Raw genomic sequence first — 21,595 nt, forward strand, 5'->3', positions numbered from 1 at the left:
TCGCGTCGCGTGACCGGGATGATATCGCGCCGCGCCAGCCGGCACGGTGAAAAGTGCGCAACCGGCACCCTTGCCATAGTCTCGTCACCGCGGACGCCGCGCATTGCAGCGCAGCAAGCCGCGCGGAAAACACGCAAAAAAGATGCACGCGCAACTTTCGGAAAGCCTACACTTTTTTGACTTACTTTACGTACCCAAAGCATCAGGCATAAAGTCCCCAGCGAAGCCGCACTTTCAACGAGACGTACTCACCGGTTCGAGGAGTTGCCCCCATGTTGCTTCGTGTACTCGCCGCGCTGCCGTTCGTCGGCATACTGCTCGGTGTTCCGTTTGTGAATCGCGTCGAGCCGCTGATGCTCGGCATGCCGTTCGTGCTGGCCTGGATCGTCATGTGGGTCGTGCTCAGCGCGATCATCATGGCGGTCGTCTACCGTCTGGACCCGTCCAACCGTCAACTCGCCGCCGTCGAAGGCGAGGAGGTCCGCCCATGAGCGCCCTGCTGATCATTGCTGCCATTACGCTGTTCGCGCTGTACCTCGGCATACGCGCGCGGCGCGGCCACGACATGAGCCTCGAACAATGGACGGTGGGCGGCCGCAGCTTCGGCACCGCGTTCGTGTTCCTGCTGATGGCGGGCGAGATCTACACCACCTTCACCTTCCTCGGTGGCAGCGGTTTCGCCTATGGCAAGGGCGCGCCGGTCTACTACATTCTCGCGTACGGCACGCTCGCGTACATCATCTCGTACTGGATGCTGCCGCCCATCTGGCGTTATGCGCGAGACCACCGGCTCGTGTCGCAACCGCACTTCTTCGCGCGCAAATACGATAGCCCGGCACTCGGCACGCTGGTCGCGCTGGTGGGTGTCGCCGCGCTGATTCCGTACCTCGTGCTGCAACTCAAGGGGCTCGGCATTATCGTCGCGACCGCGTCGTACGGCGCGATTTCGTCGACCACGGCGATCTGGCTTGGCGCCGGCGTCGTGACCGCTTACGTGATCGTCTCCGGCGTGCGCGGCTCGGCGTGGAATTCGGTGGTGAAGGACACGCTGATCCTCGCGATCGTGCTGTTCCTCGGCATTTATCTGCCGATTCACTACTACGGCGGCTTCAGCGACATGTTCCGCGCGATCGACGCCGCCCGCCCCGGCTTCCTGACCTTCCCGGCCAAGGGCTCGAGCGTGACCTGGTTCCAGTCGACGGTGCTGCTGACCGCGCTGGGTTTCTTCATGTGGCCGCACTCGTTCGGTTCGATCTTCACCGCGCGCGACGAACGCATCTTCCGCCGCAATGCGATGGTGCTGCCGCTGTACCAGCTGATCCTGCTGTTCGTGTTCTTCGTCGGCTTTGCCGCGACGCTGAAGGTGCCGGGCCTCAAGGGCGGCGACATCGACCTGTCGCTGTTCCGCCTGTCGCTGCAGACCTTCGACCCGTGGTTCGTCGGCGTGATCGGCGGGGCCGGCATTCTGACCGCGCTGGTGCCGGGCTCCATGATCCTGACCTCGGCCTCCACGCTGCTCGCCAACGACGTCTACCGCGGCATGGTGAACCGCAACGCGTCGGACGCCACGGTGACCAATCTGGCGCGGCTTCTGGTGCCGGTGGTAGCGCTGGTGGCGGTCGGCTTCACGCTGCACGGCGGCGAAACGATCGTGGCCCTGCTGCTGATGGGTTACAGCTTCGTGACGCAGTTGTTCCCGGCGGTGATCTGCAGCCTGCGGCCGCATAACCGTGCCACCAAACAAGGCGCGTTCTGCGGGATTCTCGCCGGCGTGGCGGTGGTCACCATCACGACCACGATGCACCTGAGCGTCGGCCAGTTGATGCCGTTCCTGCCGGACGCGCTGAAGGACGTCAACATCGGCTTCCTGGCGCTGGCGGTGAATATCATCGTGTTCGCGCTGGTCAGTGCGGTGACGCAGCCGCATCCGGTCGAACAGACGCACGCGCCGGTGCATTAAGCTTCGCTTCCCGCAGGACTTGAAAGGGCTGTCGCCATTGGCGACGGCCCTTTTCCGTTTACCGGTCGCGCGCCGAATGTCAAATCTACATAAGAATGAAAAAACCGCCCGCGTTCCAGCGCGAACCTCAGCGCGAACGTCACGGCGAAATACAGCGGCCCGCACTGCAACACAAACCCGCAGCCGCGGCGCAAATCTTCCGCCCGCTCCGGGCACACCCCTTGCTGAATAGACACATCGCCGAATCCGGCCGCACTGTGCAAGTGCAAAAATTTGCGTCCCTGGGGGCCACCTTGTCGCTCAACGTTCTTCTTGTCGCTTCCGAAGCCCTGCCGCTCGCCAAATCCGGCGGCCTCGGCGACATGGTCAGTGCCTACGCCGCCGCGCTGCGCGATGCCGGTGTGGATGTCTCGATTCTGATGCCCGCTTATCCCGAGGCGCTCGAACGCGCCCTCAACGTCGCGCCCGTCGCGCGCATGACCGGCCTGCCCGGCGGCGACGCCCGGCTGCTGCGCGCGCGTATGCCCGACACCGGCGTCACCGTGCTGCTGCTGCAAATGGATCACCTGTTCGCCCGCGAAGGGCTGTACCGCGATCCGCAAGGGCGCGACTACCTCGACAACCTGACGCGCTTCGCGTCGCTCGCCGCGGCGGCCACGCGTATCGCGCGCGGCGTGCGTAATCTGAAGCGCCCCGACATCGTGCACGCGCACGATTGGCATGCAGGCCTCACGCCGCTTTATATGCGGCTCGCGGGCGTCGCCGCGAAAAGCGTCTTCACGATTCACAACCTCGCGTTCCAGGGCAACCATCCGCTCGCGATGGGCGGCTGGATCGGCGTGCCGTCCGACTTGCTGACGCCCGCGTTGTCCGACGAGCGCAGCATCGAGTTCTACGGCTCGCTGAGCATGATGAAAGCGGGCATCGTCCACGCCGACCGGGTCAACACCGTCAGCCGGCGCTATGCGCGCGAGATTCTGACGTCCCGCTTCGGGCACGGCATGGAAGGTGTGTTGCAGGCGCAGGCGGGCAAGCTGTCGGGCATCGTCAACGGGATCGATACCGTTGCGTGGAATCCGGCGACCGATTCGCAGATTGCGCGCCCCTATTCCGTCGACGACACCGCCGGCAAGCAGGCCTGCAAGCGCGAGCTGCAACAGGCGTTCGGACTGACGCGTGACCCGTTCGCGCCGCTGGTCGCGATCGGCAGCCGGCTGACGGAACAGAAGCTTGCCGACGTCGTGGTGCACGCGCTGCCCACGCTGCTCGAACGGCATCCGCGTTTGCAATTCGCGATTCTCGGTCAGGGCGAGCCCGCGCTCGAACTGGCGCTGCAGCAACTGGCGGCAGCGTGGCCTGGGCGCGTGGGCGTGCAGATCGGTTATGACGAACGACGCGCGCATATGCTGCACGCAGGCGCGGACATGCTGCTGCATGGCAGCCGCTTCGAACCCTGCGGACTCACCCAGCTTTACGCGATGCGTTACGGCACGATTCCGGTGGCGTCGCGCGTGGGTGGGCTGGCGGATACGATCGTCGACTATGTGCCGCTCGAGGCGCCCGATCCGCGTGAGCCGCGTGACGTGCGGCTCATGCACGGTGAAGACAGCGCGACCGGCTTTCTGTTCGACGGCGAGCAGGTCGACGATGTCGTGCATGCGCTCGGACGGGCCTTGACCGCGTTCATGCAACCGGCGTCGTGGCACGCGTTGCAGCGCAATGCGATGAGCCGCGATTCGGGTTGGGAAGCGTCGACCGAGAACTATCTCGCGTTGTATGCGGAGATGGTCGATGCACGCCCGGCGCTGCGCGAGACGCGCGTTCGCAAGACACCGGTTCGGGCTCGCGCGGCGGGCTCCTCGAGTGCGACGCGCCAGGCTGCGCGTGCGGACGAGGGGTTCAACGCGGGCGTCGGAGAGATGGCGCGCAGTGCATAACCCGCGCTTCGAATAACCCCACGCGGCAACGGTTGAACGACCCGACGCCGCGTCCCGCACGTTAAGCTCGCTGGCATACTCGTCTTTCCCGGAGTTGCCGATGCCGTCACCCGTTCTCCGCGTCGCCCGTCCCACCAACCAGCTCAATCAGGTCGCCGATTTCTACACGCGTGGACTCGGCTTCGAGGTGCTGGCGCGTTTCGCCGATCACGAGGGTTTCGACGGCGTCGTCGTCGGACGGCGCGACTGTCCGTGGCACATCGAATTCACGCATCAGCACGGCGTCAGCGTCGAACGCGCGCCGACTCACGAACATCTTCTCGTGCTCTATCTGCCCGCCCTCGGCGAGTGGACCGCCGCGGTCGAGCGGCTTCAGGCATTCGGCGCGATGCCGTGCCAGGCCGAAAATCCCTACTGGGATCGCCAAGGCAAAACCTTCGAAGATCCTGACGGTTATCGAATCGTCCTGCAGCATGCCGCCTGGGGCTGAGTTCGATAATTCATCACGCATAGCATGCGCAAAAGCGATGTTCCACACCGGGCACACTCGCCCGATGTTGAACGCTTCCTGACAATCCCGGCGAACTGAATGCTGCTTGACAGCTCGCGAGCACGCAAGGCAAGCTTCGGCATCCAGAACAATTCCCGCTTCCATTCCCTTCCATTCCGGCTAGCTGCATTTCGCGTGTTGTGCCTGTCGTACCCGTTACCTCCCGTGTTCCGATTCCGTTGACGCTGTCCATGCCTGCTTCGAGAGGGTCGCCATGTCAAGAAGTCGAATCATCGCCGCCGTGCTGCTCGCTATCGCACTGACCGCCTGCCAGACGTCGCCGAGCGGCGACATGGCCCAGTCCCGCGCCGCGCCCGTGACCGCCAGCACCGCCGAGATCCGCTCGATCGCCAAAGACGCGTATCTCTACGGCACGCCCCTGGTTGCTGTGTACAGCACGATGTATGCGTTTTCCGTGGACAGCACCAATCCGCAATACAAAGGTCCCTTCAATTCCATCCTGAACGTCGCACGCGTTTTCACACCCGACGACACCGCTTTCGTCACGCCCAACTCCGACACGCCCTATACGTTCGCCGGTCTCGATCTGCGTGCGGAACCGGTGGTTATCACGGTCCCGCCGATGGACCGGAAACGCTACTTCGTGTTCCAGTTGCTGGACCTGTACACCTTCAACTTCGCCTATATCGGCAGCCGCACCACCGGCAACCACGGCGGCACATTCCTGATAGCGGGTCCGCGCTGGAACGGTCAGACGCCGAACGGCATCACCCAGGTGATCCGCTCCGAGACCGATCTGGTGAACGTCGTGGGACGCACGCAACTGTTCAATCCCGGCGACCTCGACAACGTCAAGCAGATTCAGGCGGGCTACAAGCTGCAGACGCTCTCGGCGTTCACCGGCACCGCGCCACCGCCCGCCGCGCCGGCCGTGCAATGGATCAAGCCGATCTCGCCGGCCGCCGCGCGCACCTCGCTCGAGTTCTTCAACCAGCTCGCGTTCGTGTTGCAGTTCGCCCCCGTCAATCCGGACGAAGCCGGACTGCGCAGCCGCTTCGCACAGATCGGCGTGGTGCCGGGGCAGCGCTTCGACGTGAACGCGCTGTCGGCGGAGCAGAAGGCGGCGTTTAGCGCCGGCATGCAGGACGGCCAGAAGGCGATCGACGACCGGCGCGCGTCGCTCGGCGGCAAAACGGACACCTTATTCGGCACGCGCGAGTATCTGAAGAACGACTATGTGACGCGCGCCACCGGCACCCAGGTCGGTATCGGCGCGAATTCGCGGGAAGAAGCGCTGTATCCGGTGCTCGACAAGGACGCGAGCGGCCAGCCGCTGGACGGCAGTCAGCATCGTTACGTGCTGCGCTTTCCCAAAGGGCAATTGCCGCCGGTGAACGCGTTCTGGTCGGTGACCATGTACGGATTGCCGGACCAGTTGCTGGTGAAAAATCCGCTCGACCGCTATCTGATCAACTCACCGATGCTGCCGCAACTCAAAAAGGATCGGGACGGCGCGGTGACGATTTATATCCAGTCCGAAGCGCCCGCCAACGCCCGCAAGGCGAACTGGCTGCCGGCGCCGGATGGGCCGTTCATGATCACCCTGCGCTATTACTGGCCGAAGCAGGCGCTGCTCGATGGCAAGTGGAAGACGCCCGTGGTCAAACGCGTGAACTAGCGGGTTAAGTGCGCGCGGCGTCGACCCGCGTCATCCCGTCGGCGCTCCATTCTTCCGAGCCCACGCCGTGGTGTACGAAGAACAGGCCGTCGGGATCGTACTGGCGCTTCACCGCCGCGAGCCGCGCGTGATGGTTTCCCCAGTAGGCCCGCTGCCAGTCGCTTTCGAAGAAGTCGCTCTCGGACAGATACGTACCCGGGTCGGGCACGATGGTGCGCAGGATCTGCGTGGCCTGGGCGATGCTCGTTGCGCTGCGCCGCCCGTTGCGCGTATCCGGCTCATGTCCCGCGATGCCCGGAAACGCCGGCGCGCCCAGGTCCGCGAGGATCGCGAGCGCGAAGGCATCGAGTACCGCGGGATTGGTCGCGGTTTGCCGGGTCGCGTTCAACGCGTCGGCCGGAGCGCCCGCCAGTCCCTTGTTGAAGTGCAACGTGACGGACCAGCGCCGGCTGCTCTGCACCAGCGTGTCGGCGAGGTCGCCGCGCCGTGCGGGCGCCAGCAGCGCGGCCGGCAGCCAGGTCGAGGTGTAGCCGTACAGGTACTGGCCGGCATCGACCAGGTTGTCCGTCCAGAAGACGTTGCCTGGGTCGGCGCCCGGGCGGTCGTCGACCGTTAGCGCGTCAGGGACGTGTTGCGCGAGGAAGGCCGGGTCCCAGAAGTGCCGCGCCGAGGCGGTCAGCACCTGGGGCGGTGTGGTCGTGCAGCCATGCTCGCCGTTCGCGACCCAATCGAAGAACGGCTGCCAGACGCGCATAGCGGTGTCGCGATCAAGCCCCTGGAACACCATCGAAATGCGCAGCGTATTGTCGCTGCGGAACGCCACCGTCTCGCCCCAATGCGGATTGATCAGACTGGCCGCGCTGAACGCGATGAACTCGCCCACCAGCGCGCGGAATGCCGTCTCCGACGACGCCTTCACCGTCGCGTTCACGACACCCACCAGATCGGGCAGTTCGTGCGTGCGCAACGTCAACTGCGTCACGACGCCGAAGCTTCCGCCACCGCCGCCTTTCAATGCCCAGAACAGATCCGGGTGCGTGCAGGCATTCACCGTGCGCACCACGCCATCGGCCGTCACGATTTCGGCTTGCAGCAAACCCGCGGCCGCCGAGCCGAACCGCTTCGAAAAGCTGCCGAAGCCGCCGCTCTGCACCAGCCCGGCGACGCCGACCGTCAGGCAGCCGCCGCCTTGCACATAGCGCCCGCTTTGTGCGCTGACAGCGGCATAGACATGCCCCCACAGCGCGCCGGCGCCGATCGTAACCGCAGTCTCCGGTTTGACGCGCCCTGCGCAACCGTCCGGGACGAAAGCGTCGTGCGAGGTGATGCCGCGCATGGCGTGCGTCCAGACCATCAGCGAATCGGCCGCGTTCGAGGTGCCCTGATAACTATGGCCGCCGCCTTTGACCACCAGCCGCAGGCGATGCCTACGCGCGAAGTCGACGGCGCTCGCAATGTCTTGCGCTTCGCCCGCTGCGACGACGTACTCGCTCGGCACGGAGGTCCACGCGTCGAGCCAACCGCAGGTCTGCGTTAGTGCCGGGGTATCGCCGATATAGAAGGGGTTTTTAAGTCGCTTGAATTCGTCCGCGCACGCCTGGCTCGCGGGCGATTCGGCGCATACCGCGAGCGGGGAGCGAACCACGCTCAAGCGCCCGTTCACGGCCGCATTCAGTTGTTGCCAGGCGTCCGTGGAAGGCCACGCTGGATCGCCGGGTCGCACGCGACGCAGTGTCGGACCGGCTGCTTCGCTCGCCTCACTTGCCTCGATCGTCTTGTCGGCCTGCGCATTGGCCGGCCCCTGTGCGAGCGGTTGCGGTTGCGGTTGCGCCAAAACTCGCCAGTTCGCGCCGAACCATGGCGCGGCGAGTGCGCCTTTGAGCAGAGTCCGCCGGTCGAATGCGCACATACGCTTGCCTGTCTCCCGAATGGCCGCGCTGCGCAACGCCCCATGGCGCGGCATCAGGTGAATGCTTTACGCTGCGGTGTGATCGAACCGCATGCCCGTTCCGGCCGATAAAACGGTCGAAGGATAGTAGCCGCGAACCCCCGCATCCGCTACTACGAGAACGCGCGTTACCGCGCCGCCGATGCGATAAATGGCGCTAGACTACCGCCGGATCGAACCACCAAAATCGCACAATTATCCGGAGCGCATCGATGCCTTACGTTCTCTACTATTCGCCCGGCGCGGCCAGCATGGCGGTGCATTGGATACTGATCGAACTGGGCGTCGCATTCGAAGCCCGCCTCGTCGATATCGATATCGGCAAGCAGCGCGAACCGGACTATCTGCGGCTCAATCCCTCGGGTCGGGTGCCGACGCTGGTGGTCGACGGCGTGCCGCGTCACGAATCGGCTGCACTGCTGATGCTGCTCGCCGAACGCCATCCCGAAGCCGGCTTCGCGCCCGCGCCCGGTTCCGCCGACCGCGCCGAGTGGTTCGAAACGATGATCTTTCTCGCCAACACGGTGCTGCCCGCCATGCGCGACTGGTTTTACGCGGAGGTCGACGGCGACGCGGCCGGCGCCGACGCAGTGCGCGCGCTCGCGGAGCGACGACTCGTTGAAGCGTGGGACCGGCTCGACGCGCAACTCGCCGACAAGCCGGGTTACCTGATCGGCGGCAAGCTCAGCACGGTGGATTTGATGGCGCTCATGCTGATGCGCTGGACCCGCAATCAGCCGCGACCGGCGACCGGTTGGCCGCATCTCGCCGGCTATATCCACCAACTGCGCGCGCTACCGTCGTTTATCGAATTGAATACGCGCGAAGGGTTGACCGAGTGGCTTAACCCGAACGATTGACCGGCACGGAGGGCCAGGCTTCAGCCCTGCCGCTTGCCGATCACCACGACGCCGCGCGACAACCCGCTCACGTTATCGACCGCGAGCGCCGCCGCGTACAACTGCGCCACCGGCACCCACACCGCCGGGTACTTGTAGCGCGCTACATCGAGCAGCAAGGCGCTGTCGCTCGCCGCGTCGTACGCAGCAAGCGGCGACCAGTGTCCGCCACCGGTTTCGCCGATCTCGACACGCCGGAAATTCAACAGCGCGAAACGATCGCCGTGGCGCGTGGTCTCGCGAATCAGATCGCGAAACTGCGCCAGCGTGAGGTCCGCCGCGTGGTAAGGCTGCACCGCGACCGGAAATGCCTGCAAGGCTGCGCCGAGCTGGTCGAGCGTCATGCCCTCGTGAGAAACGCGCGCCGCGTTGGCCACTTGCGGATCGACGCCGCGAAAGAAATCTTCCTGCGAGAAATACGGAAAGTCCGGATAGAGCGTCGAGGCGGGCCGGCGAATACCCAATGCGTTGAGCGCCATTACCGACGTCGCGACCGAGCAATACGCTTCGTTGCGCTGGGTTTCGAAATACTGCGAGAGCGGCCAGTACGACTGATTGGCCGCGGCGCCGATCAGGCGCTTCTGGCCGGCCGGCTGCGCCAGGGCGACGAGGTTGGGTGGCACGGGCAGCGGGCCATCGGCGGACTTCGCATTGATGGGCGGCGTTTGAGCTGAGGGCTGCGCAACGGGCTTCTGCGTGGCGGTTTGAATGGCGACCGGATTCGCGGTCTGACTCGCGGTCTCACTTGCCGTCTGACTGGTCGCTACCGGCGCCGGTGCGCAGGCTGCGAGTGCCGCCGTCATCAGCAGCGCGGCAATCCACGCGAGCCGACCGGCGCGCCCAACGGTACGCTTCAAGGAGTATCTGGACATGGATCCTTCCGCTGCGGATGAACTCGGAACGACTGCGCCGCCGCCGATGCATCTCGACAGGCACGGCCAGGCTCCGGTTTTGTAACACGAAACGAAACTGCGCGTGAATCGCGGGAAAGCCTTGGCGTCGCGCCTTACGCAAGCATCAACGGCGCGCTGCCCGGCCGTGTCCAGTTCAACGGCCAAGTGCGGTAAGATCCGTCGCCATCGAAATCAAACCAACGGAATCAGCAGCTTGAGCATGACTATCCCGTCACCTTGCGTCGACGTCTGCAGACTCGACGGCGCAACCGGCTTCTGCATCGGATGCCTGCGCACACGCGACGAAATTCGCGGGTGGAAAACCATGACCGACGACCTGCGCGTGCAGGTGATCGCTCAGAAAACCCATCGGGAAGTGACAGCGAAAGCGCAGATTCACGGACCTCGCGCGGCGGTGTAAACGTCCTGAACGTGCTGATCGGCAGCGCTTATTCAGGCGGCACCGCGAACGCGAAACTGTTTTTGCCGCTGCGCTTGACGTGGTACATCGCTTCGTCGGCGGCGGCAACCAGCCGCTGATAATCGTCGACGAGATCGGGAAAGCTCGCAATGCCGACGCTGGCGCTGACCGAGCCGATGCCCATCTGCGTATCGGTCTCGACCACGCAGGCAATCAGCCGCTGGGCGATCTCGCCCAATTCCGCGGCCTTCGAAAACTCCCGCACCAGCACCGCGAACTCGTCGCCGCCAATCCGCGCGACGACGTCGCCTTTACGCACCGAGACGCGAAAGCGCCGCGACACCGCGATCAGGAATTCATCGCCGACGCGATGGCCGAGCGAGTCGTTGATCTGCTTGAAACCGTCGAGGTCCAGATACAGCACCGCGATCTTGTACGGCGGCGGCGTTGCAAGGTCGCTGCGCCGGGCGATCGCATGCCAGTTTTCCGCGGCGTCTTCGAGCGTGGCGAACAGCTTGCGGCGGTTCGGCAGCCCGGTCATCGGATCGTGCAAGGCCGCCTGCTCGAACTCCTGCGATTGCCCCACCAGTTGACGGTTGCGTTTGGCGTACAAACCCAGCGCCGCGAGCAGCAGGCAAAACAGCAACGCGGCCAGCGCGATCAGCAGATTCGCGACATGCGCGATCCGCAGCCGCACGTCGGCGCTGTCGACATCGTGTTGAGCGCGCCAGTAGGCGGACACCGTGGCGAGCCATGTGTCGATGCCGTTCAGCGGCGCGTCGGGCGCGAGCGCCGCGGGTGGTATGCGTGGCGCGGGAATCGGGCTGGCATTGACGAGCGCCGCGAGCGAATCGAGGCGCTGCGATAGCTCGACGCGCGCGATCTTGACGCCCTGGGCCGTGCGCTGGCTACTGCCGGGCGCCTGCTGCCACACGCCGACGACCGCTCGCGCGCCTTCCGCGCGATGCACCGCGTCGAGCACCAGTCCGGCGTAGTCCTGTTTCAACTGGTCGGAGAAGATCGTTCTGATCTGCAGCGCGAGATACAGCAGGCCGATCAGCAGACATAGCAGCGATACGGCGGCCAGCATGGCCGGCGCCGGCCCGAAGCGGGTCGCGAAAGCGCGTTCCGTGCGACCGCGCCAGGAGCGGTGCCGCTCACGGATGGGAGTAGATGTCTTGTTGACTTGCGTTGCCATGCTGCCGATAGCTCACACGATGGAAGAACTGCCCCATGCGAGCGAACAGGCTTTTGTGTCGGTTGTTCGCGGCGTGGCGCTCGGAAGGGGAAGCGGCGCGCGCGTCGGTGGACCGTGGGTCTTTGGCGGGCCTGGCGGCGGTGAATTGTTGAGTGGGCGAATCGGTTGCGGCCGTTGAGCGGCGGTTCGCTGACGATGACGATGCGATCGGCGTGGCGTCTGTTGCATCAGTGGCGCGAGCGAGTTCCGGGTCCGGCGTGGACGGTCGTGCTACCTGACCGGACCACGAGGCCAGGCGGCCACCCTGCTCGGCCGGTTGCTCCGCCTGTGCTTCGGCGGACGTTCCGGCCGCCGTGGGTGCCACCGTCGTCGGGTTCGGTGCTGCGAGCGCTGCAGGGGCTGCGTTCACCGCATTTGCCGTAGCAACGTTTGCCCGGGCTGCGTTTGACGTAGCTGCGTTTGCTATGGCTCCGTTTGCCGTAGCTGCGTTCGCTATGGCTCCGTTTGCTGCGGGTCCGTTTGTCATAGCCGCGTTTGTCGTAGCCGCGTTTGTCGTAGGCATGCCTGCTCGCCCCGCCGCACCGCCCGCCCCCACACCTACTCCCGCACCCGCACCAAGCGCCTGCCGCGCGCCCGCAATCGCCTCTGCATAAGCCTGCTGATCGTGATTGAACCAGACGCCGTACGCAACCGTCCCCATCACGCCAAGCGCCAACGCGCCGGCGATGGCGACGCCCATCGCCAGTCGGCCGAAGCGCGGCGGCGCGACGGCGGGCGCAGGCCAGCCGTACGTGTCGCCGGCGGGCGCGAGGCCGTCGATTGAAGAAACTGAGGGATTGGGCAAGTCGGTATCGTGGTACATCGCAATACGCTCCGGAATCCTTATGTCTGACGTGTATACAGACTGGGGTTTCGCGCGACCTTGCCGAGCCGACGCCTGGTCGTTCGAAGAATTTACCCCGCTTAACGGATAGCGACAACACGGCAATGCTGCGCTTTAAACGCCATCGTTACGAGAGCTATTCGCGTCGGGCATTCAGGTAAAACCTGCCAGGCTACCCGTTGCCGGACGCGCCGCCGGGAAGCCTCCCGGCGCGCTATCGCCCACCGGAACAAGGCCCGGCGTGGCGAACGGCTCTCAACCGCGTTCGATGGGATTGATAGACGCAACAACCAGGCCTGCACCAGACTGGCGCTGTGCCGAACCATGAATTTTCGCGGGCGCCGCTTGAAACGCAGGGGCGAAAAACAACGGACGAAAGACCGCCCGCGAACGCATGTTGACCCGACCCACACGGCGCCGTTACTCGACGGTAATCGTCTCCTTCATGGTCGGATGAATGCCGCAGAAAACCTTGTACACGCCCGGCTTATCGAATTTGAACTGGTACGTGTCGTTCTGATCGAGCGCGGCGGAACGGAACAGACCCGCGTCGTTCACCACCGTATGCGGCTCGCCGTCGAGGTTTTTCCATGTCACCGTCGAACCGGCTTTAACGGTTATCGCCATCGGCGTGAACATGAAATTCTTGATGACGACAGCGCCCGGTGTCTGCGCGCACGCAACAGACGAACCGGCCGCCGCCGCAAACAGGCTCGCGCCCAGAAACAGCACACATGACACGCGACGAAGAGTAGGGATTTGCATAGTCGATCTCCTGAATCTGAAAAGTGCGCTGGATCAGACCAGCGTCGTATCGTCGAGCGTTGCCTTGAGCGGATGGTGCGCGATCTTGATGCGGGTCACGCCGAGCATTCGGGGCAGTTGGTCGCTCGCCACCATCAGCGGGCCGGGACCGGGGCCGTTGCCCGCGGTCGGCTGCGGATAAGCCGTGGAGCGCGCGGTGTGGAACGTGATGTTGCCTTCCACCTTCGAGACGATCTGATGAATGTGCCCGTTGAGCACCGTCACCGAGCCGAAGCGCTTCAGGTAGCTCATCGCCTGGCCCGCGTCGCCGGTGCCCCAGCCCCACGGTTCATAAATTGTCCACATCGGCATGTGCGCGAACACCACGATCGGTGTGCTGGACGAGCGTCCTTTCAGATCGTTTTCGAGCCACGCGAGCTGGTCGTCGCCGAGACCGCCCAGACCGTTCGGCTTGAAATGCATCACGTTGACGAGCGCGACGAAATGCACGCCCTGATGATCGAAGCTGTAATAGCCCTTGTTGTCCGAAGCCTGACCGAAACGGCTGAAGTATTCGGTGCCGGTGCCGTCGGTCACGTCGTGCTCGCCGGGCACCGTGTGCAGCTCGGTGATGTTCAGGCCGGACATGAGTTGCGCGGCGAGATCGAATTCCGCGGGCCGCGACAGGTGCGTGATATCGCCCGTATGAATCGTCAGCGCAGGCTTCACCGGCATCGCGTTGACGAAGTCGATGGTCTGCTTCAGCGTGCCCGCCACGTCCGGATTGGCCTCCTTGTTAAAGCCGATATGCGAGTCGCTGATCTGCAGGAAGAGCGGCACGCCGGACGTTTTCGCGTCGGCGGCGAGCGCCAGTTCCATGGGCGTGAGAATCCCGCCTGCCAGCACGAACACGGTGCCCACGCTGCCGAATGCCAGGCATTTGAGCGCGTTGCGACGTGACGCGTCGAACGGTTGATGTGACGACATGGTGACCACCTCAGTGTAAAGACTCGCGAACGGACCACCGGATCATCCGGCGGGTGTCGCGACTCGGTTCGTCACGCATGACTGGCGGGGTGTCGGTTTTATTCCAACTTATTGACTGCGCGCCGCCCCGGCGAGCTCGACCAATTGTCTTTACCTCGCTATTCCCATGCCTTTTGAGCATGCCTACCAGCTTATAAAGTCTTTTTCCTCCGGCTGCCGAACCACTAAATTGCATTCAAGCCAACGATTTGACGCCACTCGCAACGTACCGAACGCGACGGCGAACAGGTCGGCCCCATACCGCAAACACATACCCGTCAGGAGTTGAACATGAACCAGCCCGTCATTCTGATCACCGGCGCACTCACCGGCATCGGCCGCGCCACCGCCGTCGCTTTCGCGCAAAGCGGCGCCCGCCTCGTCGTCTCCGGTCGCCGCGCGGCCGAGGGCCGCGCACTCGAACAGGAACTGCGCGATCTCGGCGCGGATGCCCACTTCATCCAGGCCGACGTGCGCCGCGATGAAGAAGTGGCGAGCCTCGTCGACCAGACGGTCGCCCGCTTCGGCCGCCTCGACGCCGCCGTCAACAACGCCGGCACAGAAGGCCAACCCGGCGCGATCACGAACCAGACCGCCGAGAGCTACACCGCCACGTTCGATACCAACGTGCTCGGCACGCTGCTCAGCATGAAGCACGAACTGCGCGTGATGTCGGCGCAAAAGAGCGGCAGCGTGGTGAACGTGTCGTCGACCTACGGTCATGAAGGCGCCGCCTTCGCGTCGGTCTACGCGGGCAGCAAGCATGCGGTGGAAGGCATGACCAAATCCGCCGCGCTCGAAGTCGCGTCGCTCGGCGTGCGTGTGAATGCGGTTGCGCCGGGACCGACCGACACCGGCATGCTCGACCGTTTCACCGGCACGCCGGAAAACAAGGCGGCGCTCGCGGCGAAGGTGCCGCTCGGCCGGATCGGCAAGCCGGATGACGTGGCGCGCGCAATCGTCTTTCTTGCCTCGGAAGCCGCGTCGTTCGTGACGGGGCAGATCGTCAGCGTCGATGGCGGCAAGACCGCAGGCTGAATCCATTCCATAACGTGGGCTAAAAAAATGAACGCTTCTTCCGAACTGAAACTGCTGTCGCCGGCCAACGTCGGGCCGATGTCGTTGTCCCATCGCGTGGTCCTCGCCCCGATGACGCGCCTGCGCGCCGATCCGGACGACAGCCCCAGCGCGATGATGGTCGAGTACTACCGGCAGCGCGCGTCCGCAGGCGGCCTGATGATTACCGAAAGCGCGCATCCGTCATACGACAGCCGCGGCTATCTCGGCGCGCCCGGCATCTACACCGACGAGCACGTCAACGCGTGGCGCAAGATCACCGACGCGGTCCACGCACGCGGCGCGCGCATCGTCATGCAGATCGCGCACGACGGCCGGCAATCGCACGTCGACCTGAGCTGGGGCAATGCGCCGGTGGCGCCGTCGGTGGTGCCTTATGACACGACCGTGTTCACGCAGAACGGCTGGGTGCCGAACTCGCCGCACCGCGCGCTCGAACTCGACGAAATTCCCGCGCTGATCCGCTCGTTCCGCGACGCGGCGGCGCGTGCGAAAGATGCCGGTTTCGATGGTGTCGAATTGCACAACGCCAACGGATACCTCGCCGATACATTCCTGCAGGACGGCACCAACAGACGCACCGATGCCTACGGCGGCACGCTCGAGAAGCGCGCGCGCTTTTCGCTCGAAGCCGTCGAGGCATTCGCTTCGGTGTGGGGCGCGGATCGCGTCGGCGTGCGGGTGTCGCCGAGCGGCCAGTGGGGCGCCATTTCGGACAGCGATCCGGAAGCGACGTTCGGTTACTTCGCGCAACGGCTAAACGAGTACGGTCTCGCGTATCTGCACGTGATCGAACCGCGCGTGATGGGCACGGAAACGCTGGTCGAGGGGCAAACGCCGGTTGCGTCCGCGTTCCTGCGCCGGTTTTTCAGCGGACCGATCATCGCCGCGGGTGGTTTCGATCGCGACGGCGCCGAGCAGATTCTGCAACGCGGTGACGCCGACCTGGTGGCATTCGGCCGGTGGTTTTCGTCGAACCCGGATTTGCCCGAGCGTTTCCGGCTCGGACAGCCACTGACTCAGTACAACCGCGAAGCGTTCTGGGGTGGCGACGAACGCGGCTATCTCGACTTTTCCACTTACGCGGAAGGCGTCGCGGCTTAACGCGCGCGTTCGGCATCTTCAACATCGTTCAAAGGAAGCCTGTCATGACAACCGAAACATTGACGCTGTACCACGGCGTTTCGTCGCCGAATTCACGCCGTGTCCGCGTCTTTCTCGCTGAGAAAGGCCTCACGGTCCCGCTCGTCGCGGTCGACCTCGGCAAAGGCGAACAACACGGCGACGCCTATCGCGCGATCAACCCACGGCGGGTCGTCCCGACGCTGGTGCTCGCGGACGGCACGTCGATCGGCGAGGTGCCGGTGATTCAGCGCTACATCGAAGACATCTATCCGGACGTGCCGCTTCTCGGCACCACCGCGAAAGACAAAGCGTTGATCGCGATGTGGGACCGGCGCGTGGAACAGGAGGGTTTCGCGTCGGTGATGGAAGCGATCCGCAATCTAGCGGCGGGTTTGAAGGGCCGCGCGATTGCCGGGCCGCACGATTACGCGCAGATTCCCGAGCTTGTAGAACGCAGCCGGCAGCGCACCGTCAATTTTCTGGCGGATCTCGACGAGCGCCTGCAAAAGACGGCGTTCGTCGCGGGTGATCTTTTCTCGGTGGCCGACATTACCGCCTTGGTCACGATCGATTTCGCGGCCAAGGCGATCGATCTGCCCGTGCCGACGGCGTTGCAGTCGGTGAAGCGCTGGTATGACGGTGTATCGGCGCGAGCCAGTGCCGCGGCTTGATGGATCGGCGCGCGTGAAGCGTCGCCTCGTTCGAGGCGACGTCGACAATCAGGCTGGAACAATGGCCCGCTTCGCTGTATTGCTGCATCGTGCTGCTTCGCTGCATTGCGATGCGGGCCACCCTGCTACTCACTCCTACCGCTTATTGCCCCTGCTGCGCCTGCGGCTTCAGCCGGAACTTGCCCTGATAGCGGATCGTCGGACGTTGCGACTGCGTGGTCGGCGCCGTCATCAGCATCTGACGCGCGAGCGGTGCGGCCGTCGGACTGAGCGAACCGATACTCGTGGCACGCGACGGATCGGCCAGGCCGTTCTTCACCAGCAACTTCGCCTCCAGTTGCAGGCTCGTCAGCAGCACAGGATCCTTCAGCGCATTACCCTGCGCGAGCAACTGACTCCACGCGGTGTTGCTGTAGTTGGTCACGTAGTAGTCGAGACCGCTCGGATCGGCGAGCACCGCGGAACAGCCGTTCAACCGCAGTTGGGTTTGCGTGTCCTTCAGCGCAATCGTCTTGCGCGACGTGAGTCCGTCGCCATAAGCGAGCGTCAACGGAATCGTCCACTGCGTGCCCGGATACGGGTTCTGGTTCGGGAACGGCGACTGTTTCAACGTCACGACGGTCTGGTTGGTCGTCAGATCGCACTGGGTATCCAGCGAGATCAACGGCACCCCCGTTTGCCGCACGAAGCTATCGCCGATCGCGCCCATCGGCTGCCCGCTCGCCTTGCTCAGTTCGTCCCACAGGCGCTTCGGCGTACCGTTGCCGAGCGAGTAATCGGCCAGATACGACTGCAGGCCTTTACGCAACACGTCTTCGCCGAGATAGTTCTCCAGCATCTTCAGCACGTGGCCGCCCTTGTTGTACGTGAAGGCGCTCGCGCTCAGCACGAAGTCGTTCGACGCCCAGCCATTGAAGTTCGGCTGCACCGGGAACGCGGTCGACTTCAGGTCGGCGTTGATCACCGCGTACTTTTCCTTCACGTTGTCGACCCAGTTGAAGCGGTCCGGGAAGAAGCGCACCTTGGTCTTGTTCTCGAAGAACGTCGCGAACGATTCGTTGAGCCACACGTCGTCCCACCAGTCGAGCGTGACGAGATCGCCGAACCACTGGTGCGCGGCTTCATGCGTGAGGACCGTCACGCCGTAGTCGGACATCGGCGTGCCGGGCGGCGGCAGAATGTCGTCGGCGAATTCCAGAATCGCCCCCCAGTTCTCCATGCCGCCGAAGTTCAGGTCCTTCTGGTCCTTGAACGCGTCGTTCGCGGCGATCGTGTCGAACTTGGCGAGCGGCAACGGAATGCCGGTGTAGCGATAGTAGTAATCGAGCGCCTGCTTGGTCTGCTGCATCGCCGGTTTGGCCCAGTCACGCATGCCGGGCGGCGTGAAGATACGCAGATGCAGACCCTTGCCGTCGGGCAGCGGGCTCGTGAAGTCGTCTTCGAGAATATCGAACTGACCGCCGCCGAAGAACAGCAGATACGACGGCATGGGCGGCGTCCTCTCGAACGACACCAGCTTGTAGCCGCTATCCACGTTCACCGCCGGTTTTTCGGCCGCGTTCGAGACGACGTTCCAGTTCTGCGGGACTTCGGCGCTCACCTCATAGGTCGGCCGGAAAGCCGGTTCGTCCCAGCCGGGGAACCATTGCCGCGACAGATTCGTCTCGCCCTGCGTGAGAATCGCGCCGCTGGTGCTGCCGTCGGTGGACTTCAGATCGACGCGGAACACGCCCTCGGCCGCGGAGCAGCCCGGATACGGATCGTCGCCGCAACTGCCGCCGGTCTTCGCGACGGGATCGTCGTAGGTCTTGAAGTTGATGATGCCGCTCCACTCCATATGCAGCGAGTAGTTGCCGGCGGCGATCTGGCCGCTGACCGGGCGGAGCTGGTAGAAATCGCCGTCGTCCTGCGGGGTGGCGATCAGCGAGATGTTGCCCGGCTGCAGCGTGATCGTGCCGTTGGTGAACTTGATCCGGTGGCCGGCAATCGTGATCGCATTGACCGCTTTCTGCACCTTGATCTGCACGTCCGCGCGGCCGTCGAACGACGAGAGCGCCGTGTTCGGCCGGAACCACAGCTTGTAGTTGATCGGCGTGACGGTGTCCGGCAACTCGACCGGCGGCACGCTCCTGTTGATCGATGTATCGGCAACGACCGGTGCGGCCGGCGGCGTCAGCGCGGCTTCGGACGCGGCGACGGGAGGCTGCGCGGCCTTGCTGCTCGGCGAAGGCGAGCCGTCGCTACCGCCGCATCCCGCCAGAACCACGATTCCGGCAAGTGCGAGGCACTGTATCTGCAATCGGAAATTTATACGCATTTTTAATCCTCGACTGACAATATCGGCATAAAGAATGTGCGATGAGTACTTGAGCTGTGTTTCTCTGTTTTTTTCAGCAAAAAAGGTCTCCCGCACTAGCACCGAATTGCTAGCGAGAATATAAGGACGTGTTACACCCTCAGCACTAACGGCTGATTTTCAAATGACGACTTCAATTCATTACAATGCTTTCAGAATGACGGCTTGAGCCGTTTTCTTCGGCTTTCACGCAATCGCCCACCTGACCGGCACAGCGGCGCCTCACCTGCGTCTCCGGGCAGGTGCATCAAAGCAGGATCAGTTTTGACGACAGTGCGTAGCCTAGTTTGGCAGACGTTCTCATGTCAACTTTCTTTCAAAATATTTCACGCACGCGTTTCGGCGTATGCCTATCGAATGGATTAGGTAATCGCGAGAGTTAATCTTCTAAATCGCGGCATTCACGCCGACACTACGGGGAAACTTAATTTCCCATGAGTCTGGAATGTGTTATTCGCGTCGCCGACATCAATCGCGCTCAATGCGAGTTCAATTTGAACCGGCAATTGAGTTCGCCGCCATGCGGCATGGTGATGCGGCTGTCGGTGGAATGTTTTGCGGGAACGAGCGAGCCCTGTGGCTAGATCAGATCGCGTCGCTTGAACTCGTCGCGCAGTTCGGCGGCGCCGACGAAAAGATAGCCCTGCAAACCGGCGTCGATCGCACCGTTGACATTGGCCTGGGTGTCGTCGACGAACAGCGTTTCCGCAGCCGGCACGCCGAGTTGTTCGACGCAGCGCCAATACGTCTGCGCTGCGGGTTTCGCTGCACCGAACGACGCCGAAGCGCAAACGTCAGGGCCAAACAACCGCGCCACCGGCGGGTTCAGATAACCGATGTTCTCGGCCAGCATCCGGCAATTGTTCGTGAGCACCGCAATGCGCCGATGTTGCGCGACGCTCGCGGCTAGCGCGATCACATCAAGGTTCGGCGTGATTGAAGCATGGCGCGCCGTCAGCCAGTCGTCGCGGCTAACCGGATAAGCCAGCAGCGCGCTCAACTCGCTCAGGTAGTCGTCGTCATCAATCTGGCCCGCGTCGACGCGGCCTTCGAGACCCGACGTCCAGATCGCGTCACGCACCGTGTCCGGCGTGCAACCTGAAATTGCCGCGAGACGCTCGACTCGCGCGGCGCGATCGTAATGCGAGAGCACCCCCTCCATGTCGAACAGAACCAGCGCGATCGGTACGTTCATGCTGACGGCCTCGCTTCGAAAGCTTTCAGAAATGAAGGCAGCCCATAATGCGGTGACGCCGCACGTCTGCCCGTTTTCGATTGTGCCCCGCCGATTGTCGGCAGGCCGCTTTTCGGCACGAGTTTTTCGGCACCCTTGCGGCAAAAAACAAAAAATCGCCCCGACCTGCCATTTGCCGCGCGCCGGATGCCTCATTCCGCCGTGCGGTCGACCCGTCAGATCTTTTTTCGACCCGCTGTCAGAATCTTGCGCCCTTCCCGACCAAGCACGACACCGACTTTTGTAGAGGGAATCAGAGGGTGGACGATATCAACTTTGAATGCACGGCCTGCGGTAAGTGCTGCCACGATTTACGCCTGCCGCTAACGCTGGCCGAGGCGGCCGCGTGGCTCGCGCGAGGCGGCCAGATGGAGCTGCTGTGCGAGGCCATTCCATGGCCGGTCGAACCCGAAGCCGGCAACGAACAGGCCGCCTACAAGAAGGCGCGTTCGGCGCCGACCATGAGCGGCACGTTGCCGGTGCGCGTCTCGGTCCTGCTGGTCGCCGCGTTCGCCGGCCCCTGTCCGAATCTGGACGCCGACATGCGCTGCCGTATCTACGAACAGCGGCCGCTGGTGTGCCGGATCTATCCCGCCGAAATCAATCCTTTCGTGCCGCTTGCACCGGAAAACAAGGGCTGTCCGCCGGAAGCCTGGCAGCACACGCCGCTGCAACGGCATGGCGTGCTGGTCGATGAAACGACGCGAGAACTCGTTGGCGAGTCGCGCCGTATGAGTGAGCTCGAGGCCGCGTTGCGCGTGAAGTTGTGTCTCGCGCTGGGTATGAACGAAGCGGCCCTGGCCAACGAAGGTTTCGTGATCTACGCGCCGGACAGCGACGCGCTGCGCAACGCGCTCGAACAGATTCGCACGACGCCGGACGCTCTGGTTGAAGCCGAGCCGTGGACCTTCGTGTCGAATCGCGCGGTGACGGTGGAAACGCTGCTGTCGGTCGGCGCGACGGGTCGCCTCAGCGAACCCGCTTCAGACGCGCATTTCCGCTATCACGGTTATTTCCCGGCGGAGCCGGCATGA

Annotated in this window: 19 protein-coding genes; 11 read left to right on the top strand and 8 right to left on the bottom strand. The window is 63.9% G+C overall.

The features are described 5' to 3' along the window. The first annotated feature begins 272 nt into the window (after window positions 1-272). The 5 genes from HWY05_RS01240 to HWY05_RS01260 all read left to right on the top strand — a co-directional run bounded on the left by HWY05_RS01240 (window position 273) and on the right by HWY05_RS01260 (window position 6,086). Window positions 273-491, top strand: a complete 219-nt coding sequence (locus HWY05_RS01240) for a DUF3311 domain-containing protein (RefSeq protein WP_035557426.1) — start codon at window positions 273-275, stop codon at window positions 489-491. Continuing rightward, complete coding sequence (locus HWY05_RS01245) at window positions 488-1,960, top strand: sodium:solute symporter (protein WP_035557429.1); 1,473 nt, start codon at window positions 488-490, stop codon at window positions 1,958-1,960. The genes HWY05_RS01240 and HWY05_RS01245 overlap by 4 nt, the downstream gene beginning before the upstream one ends. Window positions 1,961-2,253: 293 nt before the next feature. Next, window positions 2,254-3,897: a glycogen synthase GlgA gene (gene glgA / locus HWY05_RS01250; RefSeq protein ID WP_176057144.1), complete on the top strand. Its 1,644-nt coding sequence runs from the start codon at window positions 2,254-2,256 to the stop codon at window positions 3,895-3,897. Between the two features lie 100 nt (window positions 3,898-3,997). Further along, window positions 3,998-4,387 (top strand): VOC family protein, encoded by a 390-nt coding sequence (locus HWY05_RS01255; protein WP_176057145.1) that lies wholly within the window; start codon window positions 3,998-4,000, stop codon window positions 4,385-4,387. A 274-nt stretch (window positions 4,388-4,661) separates the two neighbouring features. Next, a complete protein-coding gene (locus HWY05_RS01260; RefSeq protein WP_176057146.1) occupies window positions 4,662-6,086 on the top strand; it encodes a DUF1254 domain-containing protein in 1,425 nt (474 codons plus the stop codon). A gap of 4 nt (window positions 6,087-6,090) precedes the next feature. Here the strand turns inward: HWY05_RS01260 and HWY05_RS01265 are convergent, their stop codons facing one another. Beyond that, window positions 6,091-7,995 carry an FAD-binding oxidoreductase gene (locus tag HWY05_RS01265; protein WP_176057147.1) on the bottom strand — a complete coding sequence of 635 codons (1,905 nt, stop codon included), beginning with the start codon at window positions 7,993-7,995 and terminating at the stop codon, window positions 6,091-6,093. Window positions 7,996-8,246: 251 nt separating this feature from the next. On the opposite strand from HWY05_RS01265, the gene HWY05_RS01270 reads away from it, so the two are divergent. Next, the gene (locus HWY05_RS01270; protein WP_176057148.1) at window positions 8,247-8,894 is read left to right on the top strand and encodes a glutathione S-transferase family protein; all 648 of its coding nucleotides are present in this window, start codon (window positions 8,247-8,249) and stop codon (window positions 8,892-8,894) included. 20 nt (window positions 8,895-8,914) lie between these two features. Here HWY05_RS01270 and HWY05_RS01275 read toward each other — a convergent pair whose 3' ends face one another. Continuing rightward, entirely contained in the window at window positions 8,915-9,805 is an 891-nt protein-coding gene (locus HWY05_RS01275) for a phytochelatin synthase family protein (RefSeq protein WP_176057149.1), read from the bottom strand. Between the two features lie 241 nt (window positions 9,806-10,046). Between HWY05_RS01275 and HWY05_RS01280 the strand changes: the two genes are divergently transcribed. Then, window positions 10,047-10,247, top strand: coding sequence for a DUF1289 domain-containing protein (locus HWY05_RS01280; protein ID WP_176057150.1), 201 nt, complete (start codon window positions 10,047-10,049; stop codon window positions 10,245-10,247). 28 nt (window positions 10,248-10,275) lie between these two features. Here the strand turns inward: HWY05_RS01280 and HWY05_RS01285 are convergent, their stop codons facing one another. The 4 genes from HWY05_RS01285 to HWY05_RS01300 form a co-directional block, all read right to left on the bottom strand. Then, window positions 10,276-11,337: a GGDEF domain-containing protein gene (locus HWY05_RS01285; protein WP_244146454.1), complete on the bottom strand. Its 1,062-nt coding sequence runs from the start codon at window positions 11,335-11,337 to the stop codon at window positions 10,276-10,278. A 67-nt stretch (window positions 11,338-11,404) separates the two neighbouring features. Beyond that, a complete protein-coding gene (locus tag HWY05_RS01290; RefSeq protein ID WP_176057152.1) occupies window positions 11,405-12,307 on the bottom strand; it encodes a hypothetical protein in 903 nt (300 codons plus the stop codon). A gap of 441 nt (window positions 12,308-12,748) precedes the next feature. Further along, complete coding sequence (locus HWY05_RS01295) at window positions 12,749-13,093, bottom strand: cupredoxin family copper-binding protein (RefSeq protein WP_176057153.1); 345 nt, start codon at window positions 13,091-13,093, stop codon at window positions 12,749-12,751. A 33-nt stretch (window positions 13,094-13,126) separates the two neighbouring features. Next, window positions 13,127-14,059 (bottom strand): metallophosphoesterase, encoded by a 933-nt coding sequence (locus HWY05_RS01300; protein WP_176057154.1) that lies wholly within the window; start codon window positions 14,057-14,059, stop codon window positions 13,127-13,129. Between the two features lie 330 nt (window positions 14,060-14,389). Between HWY05_RS01300 and HWY05_RS01305 the strand changes: the two genes are divergently transcribed. Genes HWY05_RS01305 through HWY05_RS01315 form a run of 3 tightly spaced genes read left to right on the top strand, consistent with a single transcriptional unit; the run spans window position 14,390 to window position 16,971 of the window. Further along, window positions 14,390-15,136 carry a glucose 1-dehydrogenase gene (locus HWY05_RS01305; RefSeq protein ID WP_035557455.1) on the top strand — a complete coding sequence of 249 codons (747 nt, stop codon included), beginning with the start codon at window positions 14,390-14,392 and terminating at the stop codon, window positions 15,134-15,136. A gap of 27 nt (window positions 15,137-15,163) precedes the next feature. Continuing rightward, window positions 15,164-16,279, top strand: a complete 1,116-nt coding sequence (locus HWY05_RS01310) for an alkene reductase (protein ID WP_176057155.1) — start codon at window positions 15,164-15,166, stop codon at window positions 16,277-16,279. A 44-nt stretch (window positions 16,280-16,323) separates the two neighbouring features. Further along, the gene (locus HWY05_RS01315) at window positions 16,324-16,971 is read left to right on the top strand and encodes a glutathione S-transferase (protein ID WP_176057156.1); all 648 of its coding nucleotides are present in this window, start codon (window positions 16,324-16,326) and stop codon (window positions 16,969-16,971) included. A gap of 142 nt (window positions 16,972-17,113) precedes the next feature. Here the strand turns inward: HWY05_RS01315 and HWY05_RS01320 are convergent, their stop codons facing one another. Both HWY05_RS01320 and HWY05_RS01325 read right to left on the bottom strand, forming a co-directional pair. Then, on the bottom strand, window positions 17,114-19,288 hold the full coding sequence (locus HWY05_RS01320; RefSeq protein ID WP_176057157.1) for a M1 family metallopeptidase: 2,175 nt from the start codon (window positions 19,286-19,288) through the stop codon (window positions 17,114-17,116). A 619-nt stretch (window positions 19,289-19,907) separates the two neighbouring features. After that, window positions 19,908-20,522, bottom strand: a complete 615-nt coding sequence (locus HWY05_RS01325) for an HAD family phosphatase (protein WP_176057158.1) — start codon at window positions 20,520-20,522, stop codon at window positions 19,908-19,910. A gap of 299 nt (window positions 20,523-20,821) precedes the next feature. On the opposite strand from HWY05_RS01325, the gene HWY05_RS01330 reads away from it, so the two are divergent. Further along, a complete protein-coding gene (locus tag HWY05_RS01330; RefSeq protein WP_176057159.1) occupies window positions 20,822-21,595 on the top strand; it encodes a YkgJ family cysteine cluster protein in 774 nt (257 codons plus the stop codon).

It is taken from the genome of Paraburkholderia sp. BCC1876 (assembly GCF_902833695.1).
Lineage (GTDB): Bacteria > Pseudomonadota > Gammaproteobacteria > Burkholderiales > Burkholderiaceae > Paraburkholderia.

Coding starts and splice junctions, on each gene's coding strand:
- HWY05_RS01240 (WP_035557426.1), top strand. CDS start 273: ATGTTGCTTCGTGTACTCGCCGCGCTGCCGTTCGTCGGCATACTGCTC.
- HWY05_RS01245 (WP_035557429.1), top strand. CDS start 488: ATGAGCGCCCTGCTGATCATTGCTGCCATTACGCTGTTCGCGCTGTAC.
- HWY05_RS01255 (WP_176057145.1), top strand. CDS start 3,998: ATGCCGTCACCCGTTCTCCGCGTCGCCCGTCCCACCAACCAGCTCAAT.
- HWY05_RS01260 (WP_176057146.1), top strand. CDS start 4,662: ATGTCAAGAAGTCGAATCATCGCCGCCGTGCTGCTCGCTATCGCACTG.
- HWY05_RS01265 (WP_176057147.1), bottom strand. CDS start 7,995: ATGTGCGCATTCGACCGGCGGACTCTGCTCAAAGGCGCACTCGCCGCG.
- HWY05_RS01270 (WP_176057148.1), top strand. CDS start 8,247: ATGCCTTACGTTCTCTACTATTCGCCCGGCGCGGCCAGCATGGCGGTG.
- HWY05_RS01275 (WP_176057149.1), bottom strand. CDS start 9,805: ATGTCCAGATACTCCTTGAAGCGTACCGTTGGGCGCGCCGGTCGGCTC.
- HWY05_RS01280 (WP_176057150.1), top strand. CDS start 10,047: ATGACTATCCCGTCACCTTGCGTCGACGTCTGCAGACTCGACGGCGCA.
- HWY05_RS01285 (WP_244146454.1), bottom strand. CDS start 11,337: ATGCTGGCCGCCGTATCGCTGCTATGTCTGCTGATCGGCCTGCTGTAT.
- HWY05_RS01290 (WP_176057152.1), bottom strand. CDS start 12,307: ATGTACCACGATACCGACTTGCCCAATCCCTCAGTTTCTTCAATCGAC.
- HWY05_RS01295 (WP_176057153.1), bottom strand. CDS start 13,093: ATGCAAATCCCTACTCTTCGTCGCGTGTCATGTGTGCTGTTTCTGGGC.
- HWY05_RS01300 (WP_176057154.1), bottom strand. CDS start 14,059: ATGTCGTCACATCAACCGTTCGACGCGTCACGTCGCAACGCGCTCAAA.
- HWY05_RS01305 (WP_035557455.1), top strand. CDS start 14,390: ATGAACCAGCCCGTCATTCTGATCACCGGCGCACTCACCGGCATCGGC.
- HWY05_RS01310 (WP_176057155.1), top strand. CDS start 15,164: ATGAACGCTTCTTCCGAACTGAAACTGCTGTCGCCGGCCAACGTCGGG.
- HWY05_RS01315 (WP_176057156.1), top strand. CDS start 16,324: ATGACAACCGAAACATTGACGCTGTACCACGGCGTTTCGTCGCCGAAT.
- HWY05_RS01320 (WP_176057157.1), bottom strand. CDS start 19,288: ATGCGTATAAATTTCCGATTGCAGATACAGTGCCTCGCACTTGCCGGA.
- HWY05_RS01325 (WP_176057158.1), bottom strand. CDS start 20,522: ATGAACGTACCGATCGCGCTGGTTCTGTTCGACATGGAGGGGGTGCTC.